Annotated in this window: 15 protein-coding genes and 2 tRNA genes; 8 read left to right on the top strand and 9 right to left on the bottom strand. The window is 39.7% G+C overall.

Features of this window, described 5'->3' with window-relative positions; genetic code table 11:
• The first annotated feature begins 2 nt into the window (after positions 1-2).
• The 4 genes from LIX50_RS06345 to LIX50_RS06330 all read left to right on the top strand — a co-directional run bounded on the left by LIX50_RS06345 (position 3) and on the right by LIX50_RS06330 (position 3,334).
• Positions 3-1,958: a DNA topoisomerase III gene (locus tag LIX50_RS06345; RefSeq protein ID WP_048952643.1), complete on the top strand. Its 1,956-nt coding sequence runs from the start codon at positions 3-5 to the stop codon at positions 1,956-1,958.
• 108 nt (positions 1,959-2,066) lie between these two features.
• Positions 2,067-2,408 carry a preprotein translocase subunit SecG gene (secG, locus tag LIX50_RS06340; RefSeq protein WP_005676206.1) on the top strand — a complete coding sequence of 114 codons (342 nt, stop codon included), beginning with the start codon at positions 2,067-2,069 and terminating at the stop codon, positions 2,406-2,408.
• 24 nt (positions 2,409-2,432) lie between these two features.
• Positions 2,433-2,518 (top strand) — tRNA-Leu (locus LIX50_RS06335).
• A gap of 174 nt (positions 2,519-2,692) precedes the next feature.
• Positions 2,693-3,334: an integrase arm-type DNA-binding domain-containing protein gene (locus tag LIX50_RS06330; RefSeq protein WP_226385916.1), complete on the top strand. Its 642-nt coding sequence runs from the start codon at positions 2,693-2,695 to the stop codon at positions 3,332-3,334.
• Between the two features lie 370 nt (positions 3,335-3,704).
• On the opposite strand, the gene LIX50_RS06325 is transcribed toward LIX50_RS06330, so the two are convergent.
• The 9 genes from LIX50_RS06325 to LIX50_RS06285 all read right to left on the bottom strand — a co-directional run bounded on the left by LIX50_RS06325 (position 3,705) and on the right by LIX50_RS06285 (position 16,065).
• A tRNA-Ile gene (locus LIX50_RS06325) sits at positions 3,705-3,781 on the bottom strand.
• 86 nt (positions 3,782-3,867) lie between these two features.
• Positions 3,868-5,934 carry a glycine--tRNA ligase subunit beta gene (gene glyS / locus LIX50_RS06320; protein WP_048952649.1) on the bottom strand — a complete coding sequence of 689 codons (2,067 nt, stop codon included), beginning with the start codon at positions 5,932-5,934 and terminating at the stop codon, positions 3,868-3,870.
• Between the two features lie 83 nt (positions 5,935-6,017).
• Complete coding sequence (locus LIX50_RS06315) at positions 6,018-6,716, bottom strand: hypothetical protein (RefSeq protein ID WP_048952642.1); 699 nt, start codon at positions 6,714-6,716, stop codon at positions 6,018-6,020.
• Positions 6,717-6,820: 104 nt separating this feature from the next.
• A complete protein-coding gene (locus tag LIX50_RS06310) occupies positions 6,821-8,086 on the bottom strand; it encodes a histidine-type phosphatase (protein ID WP_048952641.1) in 1,266 nt (421 codons plus the stop codon).
• 9 nt (positions 8,087-8,095) lie between these two features.
• Positions 8,096-8,542 (bottom strand): hypothetical protein, encoded by a 447-nt coding sequence (locus LIX50_RS06305; RefSeq protein ID WP_048952640.1) that lies wholly within the window; start codon positions 8,540-8,542, stop codon positions 8,096-8,098.
• On the bottom strand, positions 8,542-8,922 hold the full coding sequence (locus LIX50_RS06300; RefSeq protein WP_048952639.1) for a hypothetical protein: 381 nt from the start codon (positions 8,920-8,922) through the stop codon (positions 8,542-8,544). Before LIX50_RS06300 ends, LIX50_RS06305 begins: the two co-directional genes overlap by 1 nt.
• Position 8,923: 1 nt before the next feature.
• Positions 8,924-9,184: a hypothetical protein gene (locus tag LIX50_RS06295; RefSeq protein ID WP_048952638.1), complete on the bottom strand. Its 261-nt coding sequence runs from the start codon at positions 9,182-9,184 to the stop codon at positions 8,924-8,926.
• A gap of 57 nt (positions 9,185-9,241) precedes the next feature.
• Positions 9,242-10,150, bottom strand: coding sequence for a glycine--tRNA ligase subunit alpha (glyQ, locus tag LIX50_RS06290; protein WP_048952637.1), 909 nt, complete (start codon positions 10,148-10,150; stop codon positions 9,242-9,244).
• A gap of 152 nt (positions 10,151-10,302) precedes the next feature.
• Positions 10,303-16,065, bottom strand: a complete 5,763-nt coding sequence (locus tag LIX50_RS06285; RefSeq protein WP_226385914.1) for a S6 family peptidase — start codon at positions 16,063-16,065, stop codon at positions 10,303-10,305.
• A 351-nt stretch (positions 16,066-16,416) separates the two neighbouring features.
• Between LIX50_RS06285 and LIX50_RS06280 the strand changes: the two genes are divergently transcribed.
• From LIX50_RS06280 to LIX50_RS06265, 4 genes are all read left to right on the top strand, one after another.
• Positions 16,417-18,351: a TonB-dependent receptor plug domain-containing protein gene (locus LIX50_RS06280; protein ID WP_048952976.1), complete on the top strand. Its 1,935-nt coding sequence runs from the start codon at positions 16,417-16,419 to the stop codon at positions 18,349-18,351.
• Positions 18,352-18,424: 73 nt separating this feature from the next.
• Positions 18,425-19,210, top strand: a complete 786-nt coding sequence (locus LIX50_RS06275; protein WP_048952975.1) for a helical backbone metal receptor — start codon at positions 18,425-18,427, stop codon at positions 19,208-19,210.
• A gap of 27 nt (positions 19,211-19,237) precedes the next feature.
• Positions 19,238-20,215, top strand: a complete 978-nt coding sequence (locus LIX50_RS06270; protein ID WP_048952974.1) for a FecCD family ABC transporter permease — start codon at positions 19,238-19,240, stop codon at positions 20,213-20,215.
• The gene (locus LIX50_RS06265) at positions 20,215-20,952 is read left to right on the top strand and encodes an ABC transporter ATP-binding protein (protein WP_048952973.1); all 738 of its coding nucleotides are present in this window, start codon (positions 20,215-20,217) and stop codon (positions 20,950-20,952) included. The genes LIX50_RS06270 and LIX50_RS06265 overlap by 1 nt, the downstream gene beginning before the upstream one ends.
• Positions 20,953-20,985: the final 33 nt, after the last annotated feature.

Here is a 20,985-nt window from a genome sequence, read left to right as displayed (position 1 = left end):
TTATGCGTTTATTTATCGCCGAAAAACCAAGCTTAGCTCGCGCTATTGCTGATGTGCTCCCCAAACCCCATCAACGTGGGGATGGTTTTATTAAATGTGGCGATAATGATATGGTAACTTGGTGTGTAGGGCATCTTCTCGAGCAAGCAGAACCCGATGCCTATGATCCTAAATTCAAACAATGGCGTTTAGAACATCTCCCTATCATTCCTGAAAAATGGCAACTTTTACCACGAAAAGAAGTAAAAAAACAGCTTTCTGTGGTGGAAAAACTGATCCATCAAGCGGATACACTTGTAAATGCAGGAGACCCGGATAGAGAAGGACAATTACTTGTCGATGAAGTATTCAGTTATGTCAATTTATCTGCCGAAAAACGCGATAAAATTTTACGCTGCTTGATTAGCGACCTAAATCCAAGTGCGGTAGAAAAAGCAGTAAAAAAATTACAACCCAACCGTAACTTTATTCCTCTTGCCACATCTGCACTCGCACGAGCCCGCGCTGATTGGCTTTATGGCATTAATATGACCAGAGCCTATACCATTCGTGGCAGACAAACTGGCTATGATGGCGTGCTTTCTGTTGGTCGAGTACAAACCCCTGTGCTGGGTTTAATTGTACGTCGAGATTTGGAAATTGAACATTTCCAACCCAAAGACTTTTTTGAAGTACTAGCTTGGGTTAATCCAGAGAGTAAAGAAGAAAAAACTCAGGAGAAATCAACCGCACTTTTCAGTGCCTTATGGCAACCCAGCAAAGCTTGTGAAGATTACCAAGATGATGACGGCAGGGTGCTCTCTAAAGGATTAGCAGAAAACGTTGTAAAACGTATTACAAATCAACCTGCGGAAGTAACCGAATACAAAGACGTTCGTGAAAAAGAAACGGCCCCCTTGCCTTATTCCCTTTCTGCGTTACAAATTGATGCAGCAAAACGATTCGCTATGTCCGCTCAAGCCGTATTAGATACGTGCCAACGCCTATATGAAACTCATCGTTTAATCACTTATCCTCGTTCTGATTGCCGCTATTTGCCCGAAGAACATTTTGCCGAACGACACAATGTACTAAATGCAATTTCAACCCATTGTGAAGCTTATCAAGCCTTACCAAATGTCATTTCAACTGAACAGCGAAATCGCTGTTGGAATGATAAAAAAGTAGAAGCTCACCATGCAATCATTCCAACGGCTAAAAATCGTCCTGTAAATCTAACACAAGAAGAACGTAATATTTACAGCCTTATCGCTCGCCAATATTTAATGCAATTTTGTCCTGACGCAGAATATCGTAAAAGTAAAATTACGCTGAATATTGCCGGCGGTACTTTTATAGCTCAAGCGCGAAATTTACAAACGGCTGGGTGGAAAGAATTATTAGGCAAAGAAGACGACACAGAAAATCAAGAACCCTTATTACCAATAGTAAAGAAAGGACAAATTTTGCATTGTGAACGCGGAGAAGTCATAAGCAAAAAAACTCAGCCGCCAAAGCCTTTCACAGATGCAACCTTGCTTTCAGCAATGACGGGGATTGCTCGATTTGTACAGGATAAAGATCTCAAAAAAATCCTACGAGAAACAGATGGATTGGGTACAGAGGCTACTCGCGCTGGCATCATTGAATTACTTTTTAAACGCGGTTTTTTAACGAAAAAAGGGCGAAATATTCATAGCACTGAAACTGGAAGAATTTTAATTCAGGCATTACCAGATATTGCTACCCAACCAGATATGACCGCCCATTGGGAATCGCAACTCACAGACATTAGTCAAAAACAAGCAACCTATCAGCAATTTATGCATAACTTGAATCAAATGTTGCCAGATCTAGTCCATTTTGTAGATCTTAATGCATTAAGACAATTAAGCCGCATTAAAATGATTAAATCCGATAGAGTGAAACCTAAAAGTGCGGTAAAAAAATCGAGTAAATCAAACGGTCAAACTGATTAAAGTTAAACCAATTAATATTTTTTTTATGCAAAGCACTTGCGAGAAAATTGAATTTTCTATAACATTCACGACCAGTTTTCTTGCAAAATTGCAAATTAGAGAGAAAAAATGTATCAAGTTCTTTTATTTATTTATGTTGTTGTCGCGATTGCCTTGATCGGGTTTATTCTCGTTCAACAAGGTAAAGGAGCGAACGCTGGCGCATCTTTTGGTGGTGGCGCATCAGGTACAATGTTTGGCTCTGCTGGTGCAGGTAACTTTTTAACACGTACCAGTGCAATTTTAGCAACCGCATTTTTTGTTATTGCTCTTGTTTTAGGTAACATGAATTCACATAAAGGCAATATTCAAAAAGGTGCTTTTGACGATTTATCACAAGCTGCAGAGCAAGTTCAGCAACAACAAGCAGCTCCAGCAAAAGAAAATAAAAATAGCGACATCCCACAATAAAATAGGATTAGCATAAAAATTAGCGCTCTGGTGGTGGAATTGGTAGACACGCTATCTTGAGGGGGTAGTGACCACAGGTCGTGCGAGTTCAAGTCTCGCCCAGAGCACCATTTGACTAAACAAAGCCCCGCGAAACTAATCGCGGGGTTTTGTTTTATCCAGGTTTCACAAGGGTTTATGGCACTTCCACCCATCATATCTAATCGTTTCTAATTGTCTTTAATCACAAATTTTAGTAACCAAAATAGTAACCAAAACTTATAATGGTTACTAAAACCTTATCAGTGAAATTACAAGATGGCCAGAATAGTAAAACCTTTATCTCCGAAATAGTAAAACCTTTATCTCCGACTGAAATCAAAAATGCTAAACCAAAAGAGAAAGAATATACCCTATCTGATGGTGAGGGCTTATTGCTGCTAATCTTACCTAGTGGTTCTAAAAGCTGGCGATTTAACTACGCTAGACCGCTCACCGGGAAAAGAACAAAAATGGCCTTAGGCGGTTATCCAGAATTATCGTTAGCAGATGCCCGTGCTAAACGTGAAGAATATCGTGCGTTACTTGCGAAAGGTATCGATCCACAAGAAGAAAAAATACGCATCCAACAAGAATATGAAAACCGTTTAAAAGATACTTTCCATTCTGTTGCAGAAAGTTACTTTAATGGTATCTACAAAGAAAAAGCTAAAAATCCAGAAACACGAGAAAAGAATTGGGAACGATTGAAAAATCATATATTCCCTTATATTGGCGATAAGCATGTATCAGAAATAAAAGTTAAAGAGTTAGTTAGCATTTATGAAAAAATAGCAGATAGAAGTAACACGCTCAAAAAATGCAACCAGCTTGTCGGTGCAATTATGGATCATGCACTAAAAAGACATTATAGAGGGCATCATTTGACTAAACAAATCCAGCGATAACTAATCGTATTTTTTTCCGTTTTTTACAAAGCTTGATCACAGTTTTTACAAGTGTAATTCAACTGCTTCAAGTATTTATAACCATATATTTTATAACTATTTTTTAACCAAGCCTTATAATCTCATCATTGTTTAAATTTCCTAGTTACAAAAATGCCTAAAATTCCTAAATCTATAAGTCTCACGGTGAGCAAAAATATTGAGCTAAAAGTATAAGAATAACTAAGCATATAACTTAAAAATATGGTTGTAAACGTAGAAGTTAACAGGGGAACGCCAGAGTGTAAAAGATAAAAACTTGGTAAGGTGAGTATTTATAAGGTCTTATTGAATGAAGATGAAAGAATAAATAAGACGAGAAAATTTGAGTTGGTCCCCCCTACCGGACTTGAACCAGTGACCAAGCGATTATGAGTCGCCTGCTCTAACCGACTGAGCTAAGGGGGGAAAGTGCGGTGATTATAGAGAAATAATCACTTGAAGTCTATAAAAGAAGGGATGATTGATGAAAAATCAATCATCCCTTTTTATCATTATTGAAGCACGGAAATATCAGCCACTTGTAAGAACAAGCCTTGTAACGTGTTTAAAATCGCTAAGCGGTTTTGGCGTAGTGCTGGGTCTTCAGCATTTACCATCACGTTATCAAAGAAGCTATCTACTGGAGCGCGCAAGTTCGCTAATTTATCTAATACGGCGGTGTAATCGCCTTGTGAGATAAGCGGTTGTACTTCGGTGCGTAATGCAAGTACGGCTTCCGCAAGCGCTTTTTCTGCTGGCTCTACGCAAGTGGTCAAATTAATCTCACCAATTGCAGCATCCGCTTTCGCTAAGATGTTGCTTACACGTTTGTTTGCTGCCGCTAACGCTTCTGCTGAATCTAAAGTACGGAAGTGTGAAACCGCACGCACGCGCGCATCAAAATCAGCAGGGCGAGTTGGACGGCGCGCCAATACCGCTTGAATTACATCCACCGCAATACCTTCATCTTGATACCATGCGCGGAAACGACCAAGCATGAAGTCCACCACATCAGCAACCACGTTTGAATTCGTGAGTTTATCACCGAAAAGTGCGGCTGATTTTTTCACTAAATCTTCTAAATCTAGTGGTAGATTTTTCTCTACGATAATACGTAATGCACCTAATGCCGCACGACGTAATGCAAATGGGTCTGCGCTACCTTTTGGTGCTTGGCCGATGCCGAAGATACCCGTTAAGGTGTCAAATTTATCCGCTAAAGCGACCGCACTTGCAACGAGTGATTTTGGTAATTTATCACCGGCAAAGCGTGGCATATATTGTTCGTTTAACGCCACCGCTACTTCTTCATCTTCACCATCATGACGAGCATAGTGCATACCCATTACGCCTTGAGTATCAGTAAACTCAAATACCATATTAGTCATCAAGTCACATTTTGACAGTAAACCAGCACGTTTTGCTTTCGCTTCGTCTGCACCAATTTGTTTTGCAATTTCGCCTGCAAGTTGTTCAATGCGATCAGTTTTGTCTTTCAATGTACCCAGTTGTTGTTGGAATAACACGGTTTCCAAACGTGGTAAGCGATCGACCAGTTTTTGTTTTAAGTCGGTTTTAAAGAAGAATTCCGCATCGGTTAAACGTGGGCGAACCACTTTTTCGTTCCCTTCGATGATTGCCGTTGGATCTTCCGGGTTGATGTTCGATACGAAAATAAAGTGCGGTAATAATTTGCCGTCTTTGTCATAAATCGGAAAATATTTTTGGTCGCCTTTCATGGTATAAACCAAAGCTTCCGCAGGCACCGCTAAGAAACGTTCTTCAAATTTAGCCGCTAATACATTTGGATATTCCACCAAGGAAGTCACTTCTTCAAGCAGACTTTCCTCAATGTCAGCCACGCCGCCAAGTGCGGTTGCTTTTGCTTGAGATTTTGCCAAAATTTCTGCTTTACGCTCGTTGAAATCCGCTACTACAGAACCTTTTTCACGTAATAATTGTGGATATTGATCTGCATGTTGAATTTCAAATTCTTTCTCGCCTAAGAAACGGTGACCACGAATAGTACGCGCACTTGCCACACCTAAAATTTCGCCTTCGATTAATTCATCACCTAACAACATAATTACAGTATGAACCGGGCGGATAAATTGCACGGTTTTGTCTGCCCAACGCATTGGTTTTGGAATTGGCAATTTCGCCAACGCATTGGCCACGATGCTGTTCAGCAAGTTTTTGGTCGGTTGACCTTCAATTTTTGCACGGTGAACTAACCATTCACCTTTATCAGTCGCAATGCGTTCTGCTTGCTCAACGGTAATACCACAACCACGCGCCCAGCCTTCTGCCGCTTTAGTTGGTTTGCCTTCTGCATCAAAGGCTGCAGACACTGCTGGTCCACGTTTTTCAATTTCTTTGCTTGGCTGTTGTGTGGCTAAGTTCAACACTTTCACCGCCAAACGACGCGGCGCTGCAAACCATTCGATTTTATCGAATGATAAACCCGCTTGGTTTAATTCCGCCTCAACATTATCCGCAAAAGAGGTTGCTAATGTTTTGAGAGCTTTTGGTGGCAGCTCTTCTGTGCCGATTTCTACTAGGAAGTTTTGGGTTGTCATTTTGTTTCTCTTGTAAGGTGTGCTTAATTTCACCATTAATTTTAAATTTTGTAATGTATTTACAAACACACTACGAATTACAGTTATTCAGAAAAACCAATCTCGTTAAGTAACATTTTTCCTAAATGAGTTATAAATTTAGAGCCTCTAGGCTTTCCTGATAATTTATCATAGATAGGCATATTCGTATTTCTATCTATGTCGAGTTTAGTTTTTATTAAACCTAATCTTTCTAAATGATCTTTATAGCTATTTTGAATAGCAGATTTATCTATTTGCTCCTCTGGAGCTCCAATATAATTTCTAGCTAAATTTAAGACACTTTGATGCTTACTTCTAAATTCTTCATCACCACCGAGTGTTGGATGTAAATAAAACCTTAACCAAATAATCTCCTCATCATTTAACTCTGACAATAAATTAAGTAAATAGACATATTGAGATATCTGGATCTCTTCTGTATTTAATCCATTTGCTACAACAGAAGCAATATGCTCAAGACGTTTTTCGCTAACTGCTCTAAAAGCGTAAAACAGACCATCTTCAAACAGTGCTATGTATTCAGATAATTTTTTAGCATCTGAATTTATTAAACATTCTAATTTAGATACTCTTTTCTCTAATTCTCTAAGATACTTAACTATTCTATCTTGGCGTTGATTTGGCACTAAGTTATTGATAATTCCGCTAACAATAGAGCCACCAGGAAATTCTCCTAACACAGAGTTAGTAAGCGAAATTAGTTTATCTGTATTATTTTCGTCTAAATTATCATTCTGCATTTTTTATGTTCTCTTTCACATATTACTTCATCTAAATTGCACAGTTGTAAAACCAAGTGAATTTAATTCTGTATCTCGTAATGCATCTTTTTTCTGATAATCAACTAGTTTTTACCGTTCTTAATACCCTCACTCAACACCTTTTGAAACTGCTCATAATCACAAAAGCCATGTTCATCTTTTTCACAGCCTTTAAGGGTTAATGCCATTTGGTTTGGTGGTGTTGCTAAACTTAGTGGCGTGATGTTAATCAGCTGGTCAGTAGTTTGATACACATAATCCAACTTAAATTTGAGTTTGCCACTTGGTTTGTGTTTCCATACTTCAAATAGCAACTTGCCACCGATTGGGATATTTTCCAATGAATCATTCAACTCATAAGGCTCAACACCTAGTGCTGCCAGCAGAGCGACGATATTAGAATCGTGTCCAACCAATAAGTTAATTTTGTTTTCACTGTTTAACTGTTGCTGAATAAATGCTAACAACGGATATGAGACATTTTGTGCTAACGCTTCGTTATTTTTAAATAAAGTGCGGTAATATTCGTTTTTAATTTCGTTAATTGCACGCCATTTTTCTTGGCTATCCACGCGGCCGTTTGCGATTTCTGAATCAGGCTTACCCACATAATGAGCGAGCAATAATGCACTGACAATTTTCTTTCCTTTGCTGATAGAGCCAGTAATTTTAACTGACTTGCCGTCTTTAATACTGTATTCACCGACTTTTCCACCTAAATCACAATCGCCTTTTTGTAAGCAGTTTGGTGAATTTTTATAATCGATGATTTCACTCAATAGCGCATAATTTGGCGCTAATTTTTGCTGTAAAGCGGTTAAATCAACGTTATTTTTTGCAGATTCAATCAAGGCTTTGCTTGGATTATGCGCTTGCGTTTTAAAAATCGGATCTTTTTCTGAACCAATTTTACCGTGATGTTGCAGTTGAACATTACAGCCTGCAAATGCACCAGAAACAATCGCTTGCCCTGTTGCAATGGTGCGTTGCACACCATTTGCATAAGCAAAAATACCTTCGCCCGATGCACAACGTTCTGTTGTTAGTACCCCTTTATCTGCAAGCCATTGACCTAAATACTGTCCGAAATAGGTTTCTAGCACCGTCCCTTTTGCCGTGAGATAGCCAGATGGTACATTCCATTTTGCCCATTCATAAGGGGAATATTTCGCCATTTCTTGCGGATCTTTTTCCACTGGTGAACGCAATCCGTGTCGGCTGAAAATCAATACTTTCTCTAATTCATAATCAGAACTTGAGGAATTTGAGCTATTTTCTGTTGCTAACACACTAGTTGCTAAAGCAGAGCCAAGCAAAAGTGCGGTGAATTTTAGGGTTATTTTTTTCATATTCGAGACCTAATCATTTAATGTTGAAATTGAGCTATAAAAATTCAAGGCATATTTGGTGCCGTAAACTAACACCATAAATACTGCAACAATATTGACTACCGCAAAAAAGATTAGTTGTTTACTGTTGCTCTCCACCCAGAGCATTTTAAATAATGCGAGCGTACCAATATTTTCATCAAGTTCGCTCTCTCCGCTTAGTGTTCTTAAGGCTTTCAGCATCTCGCGTACAAAAGCGACAGTATTGATTGCCATGACGCTGAGTGCAATAAATCCAGAAGCGAGGCATAAAAACAGCACTGGTACATCACTCCACCCCCAATGTGTCCAATTCAGCTCAGAATACATAAATAACGCGAGTGATAAAAACAACACAGCGGGTGTTAAATTTCGTAGAAACATTAAATAGTCATCGCCAATTTTAAATAAAAATTGTAAAAAACTGACCTTCTTCATTACTTACTAATCTTCCAACTTTTCTTGGTTTTCATTAAACGCACTTTACCATCTTTTGAGATATAGCCGCCTTTTACCACATCTAAAATCGTATTTTCTGGCAAATCAGACGCAAACACTTCAACCTGTTGTTTATCTTCCGAAAGAATACCATAAACCGCTTGGGTTTTATTCGCAGGATCGTCTAGCTTAATATCCGCTACATTAAACACTTGTACACAGGCTTTTCTCAAATAAGAATAAGACTGCCCCGCACTTGGTAAGCAACTATGAGCATCGGTTTGAAAGCCCACAGTTGGCATTTCAGCTTGCGGTTGAGCATTGCTACAAGCGGTCAAAATCATCGCTGAAGTTGCAAGAGCTAACGTTTTTTTTATCACTTTAGAAAATCTCTTTTAATTTGGATTCATCTAAAACAACATCGCCATTTGGTAATAACAACGCAGGAATACCCAAATAGCCATTTGATTTCGAGTTATCAAATTCTGTATTGCTATCGCGTAAACGAATAAATTGTTTGAGATTAGGTAGTGAAGTCATAATTTCTACTTCATCGTAATCTAGACCTAAACGATCCAACTCCGCGACAAATGGTGCGGTATCTGGGCATGTTTCTGCATAAAAAAGAATTGGTTTGCTCATTTTGCTCTCCTAAAGTGCGGTCAAATTTCACCGCACTTTTTGAATTACCTTTAAACGTTATTTTTTACAACCCGGGAACCCTAAGGCTTCACGGCTTGCATAATAGGCTTCCGCCACGCCTTTGGTTAAGGCTCGAATACGTAAAATATAGCGTTGGCGTTCGGTTACCGAAATTGCTTTACGCGCATCTAATAAGTTAAAGCTGTGTGCTGCTTTCAAAATACGTTCATAAGCAGGCAATGGTAACGGTTTTTCTAAGGCTAATAACTCTTGTGCCTCTTTTTCGTATTGATCGAAGCAGTAGAATAAGAAATCTGTGTTTGCGTATTCAAAGTTATAGGTTGATTGCTCAACTTCATTTTGATGGAAAACATCGCCATAAGTGGTTTTGCCTAATGGACCATCAGACCAAACTAAGTCATACACAGAATCGACGCCTTGAATGTACATGGCTAAACGCTCTAAACCGTAAGTCACTTCGCCCGTTACAGGTTTACATTCTAAACCGCCCACTTGTTGGAAATAGGTAAATTGAGTCACTTCCATGCCGTTTAGCCACACTTCCCAGCCCAAGCCCCATGCGCCTAAGGTTGGGTTTTCCCAGTTATCTTCTACGAAACGAATGTCGTTTTGGGTCGGATCGAAACCAAGCATTTCAAGGGAACCTAAATAAAGTTCTTGAATATTGTCCGGAGAGGGTTTAATCACCACTTGGAATTGATAGTAATGTTGTAAACGGTTTGGATTTTCGCCATAACGACCATCGGTCGGACGACGTGAAGGTTGAACATAAGCAAATGCCATCGGCTCTGGACCTAATGCACGTAATGCAGTCATTGGGTGAGAAGTCCCAGCGCCCACTTCCATATCAAAAGGTTGCACAATGGTGCAGCCTTGGTTTGCCCAATATTCTTGCAGGGCTAAAATCATACCTTGGAATGTTTTTACGTTAAATTTTGTGCTCATAATCGTTGATCTGATGTGATTAAAAATATTGGTATTATACTTGAATCCGTAAAACGGATAAAGGCGAAAAAATGCAGTTGAAAAGAATAAAAAAGAGGCTTTTACATTGTTTCAGTTACAACATAAAAGCCTCTTTAAGAACAGATCTTAGGCTACCAACAATACCCTAATTTCACACCAATTGTTCTCTGTTTACTTAATTGTGAACCTTGAGATTGAGTTGCATATACCGACATATGGAAATGCGAGATCTCACCACTTACACCCAATTCTTTTTGCCAATAACGCCCGAACTGTTGTTGTAAGGTCGCCTGATTGACTTTAGTTTGCACGCGAGCATTTGAAGCATCGACATAATTTACCGAGAAATACGGTTTAATTGTTACATTTTGAGCTGGTGTAAAGGTGTAATCTACTTTAGCCCCTGTAGTATAACTATTAAATGCTATTTTCGGTGTCTGAATATTTACACCTTCGTATTGGTAATTTTCTCCTTCAATAAAATGGCGATTTAAACCAAGATAAGGCTGAATACCTAATTCTCCTAAACGGAACTGATAGTTCGCATTAAGGCCATAACTCATCACACGACGATGAATTTTTTGGCTTTGTTCACCTGAAATTTTACTTGAACTCACCCCATAACCCGCGTTGATACCCAGTTGCCAATCATGCCATTGATATTGTGCAAACGCAGACACCATCGTGAGATCCATCTGATTGGAGATCTGCTCATCAAAGGTATTATTAGCACGACCATGTGAGAAAATCCCCCCCATCCGTCCATTCTCAACTTTTTTCTGAACACCAATTTGGCGTAAATTCATATTTTGTTGATAAGCACGGAAATCATCTGAGTCATAACGTTTTTTATCTTGCGTAATATTCGTCCATACTGAAAGATCTGAATCCGAAACCAAAACTCTATCAAGCTCATGTTGAACTGAAAGTATGCTATTTGTCGTTGCAGACAATTCAGAAAGAGCACTATTTGAATAACGACTAATAAGCTCTTTTTGCTTGCGTGCCTCTTCAGCCTTACGAGCTTCTTCCACTTTGCGTGCTTCTTCGGCTTGACGTTTCTCTTCTGCGATACGTCTTTCTTCCGCTTTGCGTGCTTCTTCAGCTTTACGAGCCTCTTCGGCTTTACGTTGTTCTTCGGCTAAGCGTTTGGCTTCTTCCGCTTTACGAGCTTCTTCAGCCTTACGTGCCTCTTCAGCTTTGCGTGCTTCTTCTACTTTACGTGCCTCTTCAGCTTTACGTGCCTCTTCAGCTTTACGTGCCTCTTCAGCTTTGCGTGCTTCTTCTGATTTACGTGCTTCTTCTGCTTTACGGGCTTCTTCAGCTTTGCGTGCTTCTTCTGCTTTACGGGCTTCTTCAGCTTTGCGTGCTTCTTCTGATTTACGTGCTTCTTCTGCTTTACGGGCTTCTTCAGCTTTGCGTGCTTCTTCAGCTTTACGTGCCTCTTCAGCCTTGCGTCGCTCTTCAGCAAGACGTTTGGCTTCTTCCGCTTTACGAGCTTCTTCAGCCTTACGTGCTTCTTCTGCTTTACGGGCTTCTTCAGCTTTACGTGCTTCTTCTGCTTTACGGGCTTCTTCAGCTTTGCGAGCTTCTTCGGCTTTGCGTGCCTCTTCAGCCTTGCGTCGCTCTTCAGCAAGACGTTTGGCTTCTTCCGCTTTACGTTGTTCTTCGGCTAAGCGTTTGGCTTCTTCCGCTTTACGAGCTTCTTCAGCCTTACGTGCCTCTTCAGCTTTGCGTGCTTCTTCAGCTTTACGAGCTTCTTCGGCTTTGCGTGCCTCTTCAGCCTTACGAGCTTCTTCAGCCTTACGAGCTTCTTCGACTTTGCGTGCCTCTTCAGCCTTACGAGCTTCTTCGGCTTTACGTGCCTCTTCAGCTTTGCGAGCTTCTTCGGCTTTGCGTTGCTCTTCCTTACGTGCTTCTTCGGCTTTGCGAGCTTCTTCAGCTACACGTTTTTCTTCCGCGATACGTTTTTCTTCCGCGATACGTTTCTCTTCAGCTACACGTTTCTCTTCCTCGATACGTTTTTCTTCCTCTTGACGGAATTGAGCAGTAACTGGCATAGTTTGCTCAATGGTTTGACGTTGTTGAGCATTTGCTTTGTAATGCTCTGCTTGCGTTTTATCTTGTTCGACTTTTGCTTGCTCTGCCGTTAATGCTTGAGTTTGTGCATTAGTGCTATTTTTAAGATTTTCGACCGCTTGTTGTTTAGCAATAACAGCTTGATTTGCCAGATTAAGAGCACTTAAGCTACTATTATTTTGCTCTGTTGCTTTTGCTTTTTCTTGAGCCGCGGTTGCTTTCTCTTGCTGTGTTTCTGCAAGATTAGTTTTGAAGGTTTGAGCCTCTTTATTTTGATTAGCTTGTTCTTCTAAGTCGCGTTCAAGTAATGCTTTTTTCGCTTTCAATTCTGCATTGTTAGCTTGTGCTTGTCGGAGAAGTTCTTCTGTGATGATAAGTTCCTCTTTCACGTCTTCAAGTGATAACACCATAAAATAGAAAGCCTGCTTTTCAGCCTGTAAAGATGCTCCTTTTTCAGATAACACTTTTTCCTCTTTAGCAACAGCAAGTGCTTTTTCTTGTTGCTGTTTTGTGAGATTAAGTTGTGTCAGTTTAGCTGTGGCAAACTCAATTTGAGCTTCCTCTTTCTTCACCTGTGCTGTAGCTAAAGCAATATTTGCTTTATCTAAAGCTTGAGCAGTTTCTAGGCTTTTAGCGGATTCGTACGCATTAATTGCAGTCTGTGCTTTTTCTTGAGCAGCTTGTACTGTAGCTTGTGCTTGGGTTAGTGCCATTTCTTTCTGATTTTGCACTTCCTGCGCTGCATTTTGGTTACGTTGAAGTGCTGCTAATTCCGTTTTTAATATGTTGAGATGGCTTTGATCAGGCAATGCTTCAGATAATACTGAACTTTTTGACCGCACTTTTTCTTCTTGAGCATGACGTTTTTCGGTTAATGCCGTTTTTTTCGCTAATAATTCGCTTAACTTTTGAGCTTCATTGGTTAAGTTTTGAGTTAACTCTTGTTCTTTAATTGGATTATATAGACGATATTCATTACCTTTTTTAATTAACTCATAACGCCAAGTACCTGCATCAACGTGTTGATTGGCTAAGGTAAAATTCAAGCCTGAATCTACCGCTTGTTTAAGGGTAACTAGTGTTAATTGTTCAAGTGTTGTGGGTTCAGCCCCCGTATTATGCACATTAAGCTTAAAGTCACCTTGTGCACGTCCATTAATTTGTAATTTATCGCCTAAATACTGGGTCAGATAAGTACGATAATTAAACGTCCCATTGCCACTTAAATTGCCATTGATCGTTAACGTATTAAATTGGCTATTGTTCGCTTGAGTAACAAAATCTGGGTTCAGCGTAATTTCGCTATTATTGAGTGCCAAACTACCTAAAGTAGTACTCGCTGGCATTGTCCAATTTGCATTGTCTAAATTAACCGTAGTGCTTTCTGCACCGCTAATTTGATGTGAAAAATGACTATTCGCTAAATTAAACTGAGCAGAATCTGATAATGTTACATTCCCCATTAATTGGGCATTATTCACGGTTGCATTCGCCTGATTAACAAGGTTTAACGAACCAGTTTGGGTTGCATGATGGCTTAATGTAAATTGACTCTGTTCGGTTAAATTCACGTTGCCAATTAAATCCACGAATCCTGATGCAACGAGGCTTGCGGTATTAGATAACTGCACGTTGCCATTTACTTTTGTTCTTGGTAATGAGTCGATTGTTTTCTGTTTCGTTAGATTTTCCGATTTACATTCTGTTAATCCCGTCCAATCTGAACGAATACACACCAAATTCTCTTGATTTGGCGTCACACCAAAAGTGGCTTTAGCATTATTACTTAATTGCCAATTACCATTAATTTCGGAAACATTACGAGAAACAATAGCTTTTCCACCTTGAATTTGAAAATTTTCAGCCTTAAAAGTGCGGTTGATCCAATCATCATCGATGATGACCTCTCCTCGCGTTGAACCTTCCATCTTGGCATGATTTTGATTTAAATGATTGTAAGCATGAGGCGTTGGACGACCGCTAAAAATTAAGTTACCGCCATTTTGGGTAATATTCCCTTTTAAATTTGTTCCACCTGATAGAAGGAAGTGATTATCTTTGTTAAGTGGATTGTAATTAACATTCAAACGTCCAGTATTTTTAGTATCATCTTTATCACCAAACCAACCATTAAAAGCAATATCACGTTTATTGGTTAAGTCGCCTCCTTGATTATTGGTAATATCACTGCCAGTAATGATAATTTCTGATGCTTGAGTTGCATTGTGGTTAACTAACATCGCTCCTTCGTCAGTATTTTGAATACGTTTGAAAGTCAATGAGTTACCATTAAGATCTAAACGACCACCACGGAAGCCGAAATAAATATTATTAGAATCAACTTGATCTGCACTATTTAGTTGAACAGTTGCTCTACCGCTTACAATGCCAACTTCTTTAAAGGCTTGTTTTTGACCCGATTCATCTGATTGTTGATCTAACACAACCAAACCATTACCGACACTCAAGCTTCCTAAGTTTTTCCCTTTACCATTAACAAGTAAGGTTCCCAGCCCAATTTTGGATAAGCGATCGCCTTCTGGATTATGCACCTGCCATTCAACAGTACTTTCTTCTCCAACAGAGACACCAGCGCCTTGCCAAGTTACGTTGTTATCACTTGGTTTAACAGCAAAATCCCCTTCAAAATATATACCACCAGCACCTTGATTGACCGTATTTTCGATAGTCAGTGTGCCTTTTCCCATATCCCCTAAGTAGATATTTTTACCATGATGTAATGCTGGCGACCATGGATTTGGCCCTTTATAAGTTGGCGATTCATCACCATTGTTTCCGCCACGAGAATCAAATGGTAAAGCGCTATTATACAAACCAATGGTTTGGGTACGTCTGCCATTTTGCGTAATGGTGCCATTCCCATCTCGGGTTGTTTTTAATGTGTAATTTGCGTTATTTAAAAAGAATCTAGCAGCAAGATCTTGCTCAAGAACCTCTTCAAGATAATCTTGGCGCGCAATTTGATATCCATTACCCACCGCAGCATAAGGATGCCCTTCACGTAGTACACCATTTAATAGCCATTTTCCATGTTCCTTATCATAAATAAAGAAAGGAGAACCACTATCACCTTGAGCACCTGCAATTGGCAATGGGCCATATTCATTAGGGGTTTGCACACGGCCATTTAAATAGAGATGCCCATCTCCTGTGCCACCATTCATAAAGGTATTACCGCCTGTAAGCCAAGCACCGCCATAGGCTAAGTCTGCATTCGTATCATTGTTATCATCTTTCCAATATTGATGACCACTACCGACACGAACACGCATTGGATATTTTTTCAAATCGGTATAAACGCTCCCGTCCATACGAGAAACCATTTCAATCGGGGCAACTTCCGTGACAAATTTAGCTAGTCTTGGATGTTGATAGTCAGTCATATAACGGTGCGTACTATCATTTTTATAGTTATAACGCTTGACGACTTTATATTTGAAATTGTGTTGATCTGGATTATGTCCTGTCATCCCAAAATCAACATCTTGATAACCCACATTATGCGCAACACTGATTAACGTTTGATCACCGACCAACGTCGCATATCCACCTTTTGCTAGGGAAGATAAATCAGGCATCGGTACATCTTTCATCATCGTACCTAGCATTTCCCCTTTCTTGTTATAAACCTCAATATTCTGGGCTCCAACTGTGAACTTCCCTTTATTCTCAGCAAAATCACGATAATATTGGTAATTAATACCAAAATAAGTATGTCCTGCCCACGCTTGTGATGCTATCCCTAGTGAAATACAAGCGGTTAGAAAATTAAGACGAAATACATTTTTTTTCATAGAAATCACCTGAAAGAATGTTTCATATTACAAAAAGAATTAAACGATAAAGACACGGTTATTCCTGAAGGATTTAATTAAGCAATTAAAGGACGCTGGAGGAAGATAAAGTGTGGATTTATGTTAGAAGATAAATAGCTCAAAATAGAAATTCTAAACCATCATAATTCATTCAATAGTTTGAAACATTATACTTAAAAGCGCAAAGCGGATAAAGGCGAAAAAGTATGGTCAAAAAACGAATTTTTTTACAAAATGAACAGAATTTGTAAGTGAATGAAAATTCTCAACTAGGAAATGAATTTCTATTGTGCCAAAATAGCGCTCTTTTTTAAAAGAGGAACCAACTTAATGAAAACTAACTTAATTACTACCGCACTTTTATTGAGTACATCGGCTTTTGTACAAGCTGAAACCAAAACCGAGCTTGAACCGATCAATGTGTATTCGACTTACGCAACTCCTGTAAACCAAGATCAAACTGCATCATCAGTCACCGTATTAACAGAAAAAGATTTTGCACAGCGTAATGCGACTTATGTGAGTGATGTGTTGAAGACTGTGCCAGGTGTGGCGATGGGAGCTAATGGGGGGCGTGGTGCGGTAACTAGTTTATTCTTGCGTGGTGCAAATTCAAAACATACTGCGGTCATTATTGACGGCATTCGCGTTAATCCGGCTGATACTAACTTTGATTTTGGCGGTTTAGCATTAAGTAATATTGAACAAATTGAAGTATTGCGTGGCGAACAATCTGCACTTTGGGGCAGTGATGCTATGGGCGGCGTAGTTTATATCACCACCAAAAGCGGGTTATATAAAGACAAGGAATTTAACGTCGATTTTGATTTAGGCGCAGGTTCTCATCGCACCCGTGATGGTTCTGTCACCCTTTCTGGTCAACATCACGGTCTTTACTATGCCCTTCATGGTGATAGCCATCGTACGCAAGGGATTTCTGCGCGTAGTGAACGCGTATTTAATTATACGAGCATATCCGGTGCGAAAAGTACAAATGTACCGGCAACTGAAAAGGATGGCTTCCACCGTGATAACGTGTCTATGCGTTTAGGTTTTGATGATAGTAAAAAAGGAGTGGATTTCCTTGCTTCTCACTCTTCTCAAACCTTGCATTTGGATAATAGTGCAGCAGATGAATTAAAATTTGATGATAATACCCGTACACGCGAAACTCGCTATAAATTAAGCGGTTATTTTGGTAATGCAGAAGATTTATTCGTGCATAAAGCGGCGGTAAGTCACGTTAAAATGGATGCTGATACTGCACAATATCAAAGTTGGGCTTCCGCTATTGGTAAAACAGAATACGACAGCAAAAAGTTGAATACGAACTATCAACTTGATATTAACTTCGACCGTGAAGGTGAAGTCAAACAAGCCGTCAGCGTATTAGCAGATTACCAAAATACGAAATATATTGCTTCCGCTTACAATTTTGCTGAGAAAAAATTAACCGAGAAAAGTGTTGCCACAGAGTACCGTTTATTTACTGAATCTGACCATAGTCTCTCTGTAAGCGGTCGTTATACAGATAACAGCTTATTTGAAAATGCATTCACGGCTCGCCTTGCTGGAGCTTATCGTTTATCACAAAATTTAAAAGCACACGCAAGTATTGGTAAAGCAATCCACAATCCAACATTTATTGATGTTTATGGATGGGGTAATTCTACCAGTTGGGCTGCAAACCCAAATTTAAAACCAGAAAAAAGCTTAGGTGGTGAATTAGGTTTATTAGTTGAAAGTAATGACAAACGTCATAGCTTAGATACCACACTCTTTGCCCGTAATGTAGATAATTTCCTTTCTGCAGTCCCAGTTAGAGGTTCTACAGCTTATCGCACAATCAATCGTGACGGTAAAACAAAAATCAAAGGCGTAGAAGTGGCGTATAACGGTAAATTTACCGAGCAGTTGTCAGGTTACGCGAACTATACTTACACCTATATTAAATCTGAAAATGATAAATATGGTTTAAATTATGTTCGTCGCCCAAAACACACAGGAAACCTTGGTTTAGCTTATCAAATCACGGAAAAATTAAGTTCTGATGTGAATGTTTCTTATGTAGGTAAACGCCTTGATTCCGGCGATTTCAAAATGCCATCCTACACCTTGGCAAACTTAGGCGTGAACTACAAAGTGGTGGATAGTTTGACGATTTATGCCAACCTTAACAACGTATTCAACAAAAAATACGAAAACATTGTAGGCTATGGCCAAGACGGACGTAATGTTTACGTTGGGTTGAAAGGATCGTTCTAATTATTATCCACCTATAAGGGCGTGCTTAGCACGCCTTTTTACATTATTGATGGCGTAGCGTATCATTATCTATATGCAAAAAACTTGTTTGATTTTAACCGCACTTTTCTTGCCCTTGACTTCGCATGCGTCGGAGAAATTTGTCTCGCTCACGCTTTGTAGCGATCGTCTTTTGTCGGAAATTGCGCGTCCTGAGCAAATTGCCGCACAGTCGCCTTATTCTAAAAATCCCTTGATGATGTTGGATAAACTCAATGTGGATAAGCCAACCCTTGAGCCGCAACTTACCGCATTATTGCCCTATCTCGATAAAACGTTTCTTATCAATGAAACCTTTTATCCACAACTTGTGGCAGAGTTGAAAAAACTCGGGGCAAAAATTGAGCCAATTAATGACACGCCACAAACGGCAGAAGAATTATTTGTGCTAATATTGCACTTGGGTAAACTCACGGGTAACGAAACGCAGGCAGAATCTTTAATCGATAAACTTAAATTACAAGATTCTCGCCTCAATCTATCACTCACTGACACATTAATACTTTCAGATACGGGCATTGTAGAAACTTATACGCCACAGTATCCCACTTTACTTAACTTGCTAGGCTTAACCCCGCTAAAAACACCACTTACGGCACAAAATTTTTCTCTTGAAAAAGTGTTACGAGCTGAACCCAACGTGTTGATTGAAATCAGCGACCAACAAAGTTATAACGAACAAGCAGAACTGCTAAAACATCCGCTTTTGCAAAACCTTTTTAAAAATCGACCGCACTTTCGTATTCCAATGAAATATACTTATTGCTTTGATCACGGCGTGTGGCAAGGGGCGGAGAAGATTTATCAACAATTAAAATGATATTTGGATTACATAGGAAATTGATCATTGACCAAAACACTAAAATTAAATACCGCACTTTTCTTAGCGTTGCTGTTGATTAGCGGATTTGCAATTTATCATCAGCTCAGCGATTTTGCTCATCTCAAAAATGCCGATGGTGTGCTCACAGATATGCGCTCGCTCGTATTGCTTGATATTCGCCTACCGCGTCTCGGATTAGCCATTTTAACTGGCGCAAGCCTTGCTTTAGCGGGCAATGCAATGCAAGGGATATTTCAAAATCCGCTGGCAAGCCCTGGATTATTGGGAAGTAGTGCCGGTGCCACCACTACCAGTGTCTTTTTGCTTTACTATTTTTCCGTACCCTTAAGTCTGTTGCTTATTGGCGGTGTGGCTGGTGCGTTATCTAGTTTTTTATTGGTTTATTTAATCGCTAAAAACCACGGTACAACGGCGATGATTTTAAGTGGTTTAGCCGTCAATATGTTGCTCTCAGCTGCCGTTGCATTGCTACTTTCGAACGCAGAAAGCCCATGGGCGTTAGCTGAACTGTACCGCTGGCTACAAGGTTCTCTTGTGTGGGCAAAACTTGATACGCTACTCATTTCATTTCCAATCGTATTATTGGGATTGTTCTGTTTATATCGTGAACGCCGCTATATTGACTTGCTCACTTTCGGTGAAGAAACCGCAAGCACAATGGGCGTGAATCCTAAACGTAGCTTTTTCGTCACGACCTTTGGCGTGGCATTATTAGTTGGTGCAACTATTCCGCAAACAGGCACTATCGGTTTTGTTGGCTTAATCGCACCGCACTTTGCTCGCCTTCTGCTAAAAAAACGCCCTTCACAACTTTACATCACCAGTGCATTACTTGGCGCATTATTGCTACTTATTGCGGATCTTTGCGTGCAATATATTCCTGTCTTCTCACATATTTATATTGGCACGCTCATTGCAATCATTGGCGCACCTTGCTTAATTTGGATTTTAATTACGGAGCAACGCAAGTTGGCAAGATAATGATTAGAATCGAAAACCTTTCTCAGCCTTATGGCTTAAACAACATCTGCTGCACGCTTCCTAAAGGAAAACTTATCGGCATTATGGGCGCAAACGGTGCGGGTAAATCAACTTTGCTCAAAACGATTGCAGGAATTTTACCTATTGCAAAAGGTGAAATTTATTTTGGAAACAGCCCATTAAGCAAAATGAGTACAACGGAAAAAAGCCAGCAACTCGCTTATCTTGCGCAAGATACCAATATCCATTGGGATTTATCGGTTTATGATGTCATTGCTCTCGGCTTAAATTCGCCATTATCATCGGCAAAAGAGCGGTCAAAAATCACGGAGATTTCACAAAAATTTTCGATAGAACATTTGCTTAATAAATCCTTTCAGAAACTGTCAGGCGGAGAAAAAGCACGAGTGCAACTCGCTCGTTGTTGTATCAAAAATGCGCCAGTATTGCTTGCCGATGAACCAATCGCACCACTCGATCCCTATTACCAAATAGACATGATGGAACAATTAAAATCGCTGACACCACAGCATACTTGCGTTGTAGCGATCCATCATTTATCCCTTGCATATAAATACTGTGATGAAGTGATTTTGCTCGACAAGGGCAAAATCATTGCGACTGGCAAAACACAAGCGGTGCTAAATTCAGCGAATCTTGCACAAGCCTTTGATATAAGCGTGAAATTTGACGTAGAAAGAAGAGAAATTTATGGAATAGAGAAATTGGAAACCTAATTCCAATTTCTCATTTTGCTGAAAGTAAAAGTT

The sequence above is a fragment of the Haemophilus sp. Marseille-P9675 genome, from assembly GCF_916862695.1.
Taxonomy (GTDB): Bacteria; Pseudomonadota; Gammaproteobacteria; order Enterobacterales; family Pasteurellaceae; genus Haemophilus; species Haemophilus haemolyticus_K.
Note: the sequence above shows the minus strand (reverse complement) of the source record. Positions and strands in the feature narration are given on the sequence as shown.

Coding starts and splice junctions, on each gene's coding strand:
- LIX50_RS06345 (WP_048952643.1), top strand. CDS start 3: ATGCGTTTATTTATCGCCGAAAAACCAAGCTTAGCTCGCGCTATTGCT.
- secG (WP_005676206.1), top strand. CDS start 2,067: ATGTATCAAGTTCTTTTATTTATTTATGTTGTTGTCGCGATTGCCTTG.
- glyS (WP_048952649.1), bottom strand. CDS start 5,934: ATGACAACCCAAAACTTCCTAGTAGAAATCGGCACAGAAGAGCTGCCA.
- LIX50_RS06315 (WP_048952642.1), bottom strand. CDS start 6,716: ATGCAGAATGATAATTTAGACGAAAATAATACAGATAAACTAATTTCG.
- LIX50_RS06310 (WP_048952641.1), bottom strand. CDS start 8,086: ATGAAAAAAATAACCCTAAAATTCACCGCACTTTTGCTTGGCTCTGCT.
- LIX50_RS06305 (WP_048952640.1), bottom strand. CDS start 8,542: ATGAAGAAGGTCAGTTTTTTACAATTTTTATTTAAAATTGGCGATGAC.
- LIX50_RS06295 (WP_048952638.1), bottom strand. CDS start 9,184: ATGAGCAAACCAATTCTTTTTTATGCAGAAACATGCCCAGATACCGCA.
- glyQ (WP_048952637.1), bottom strand. CDS start 10,150: ATGAGCACAAAATTTAACGTAAAAACATTCCAAGGTATGATTTTAGCC.
- LIX50_RS06285 (WP_226385914.1), bottom strand. CDS start 16,065: ATGAAAAAAAATGTATTTCGTCTTAATTTTCTAACCGCTTGTATTTCA.
- LIX50_RS06280 (WP_048952976.1), top strand. CDS start 16,417: ATGAAAACTAACTTAATTACTACCGCACTTTTATTGAGTACATCGGCT.
- LIX50_RS06275 (WP_048952975.1), top strand. CDS start 18,425: ATGCAAAAAACTTGTTTGATTTTAACCGCACTTTTCTTGCCCTTGACT.
- LIX50_RS06265 (WP_048952973.1), top strand. CDS start 20,215: ATGATTAGAATCGAAAACCTTTCTCAGCCTTATGGCTTAAACAACATC.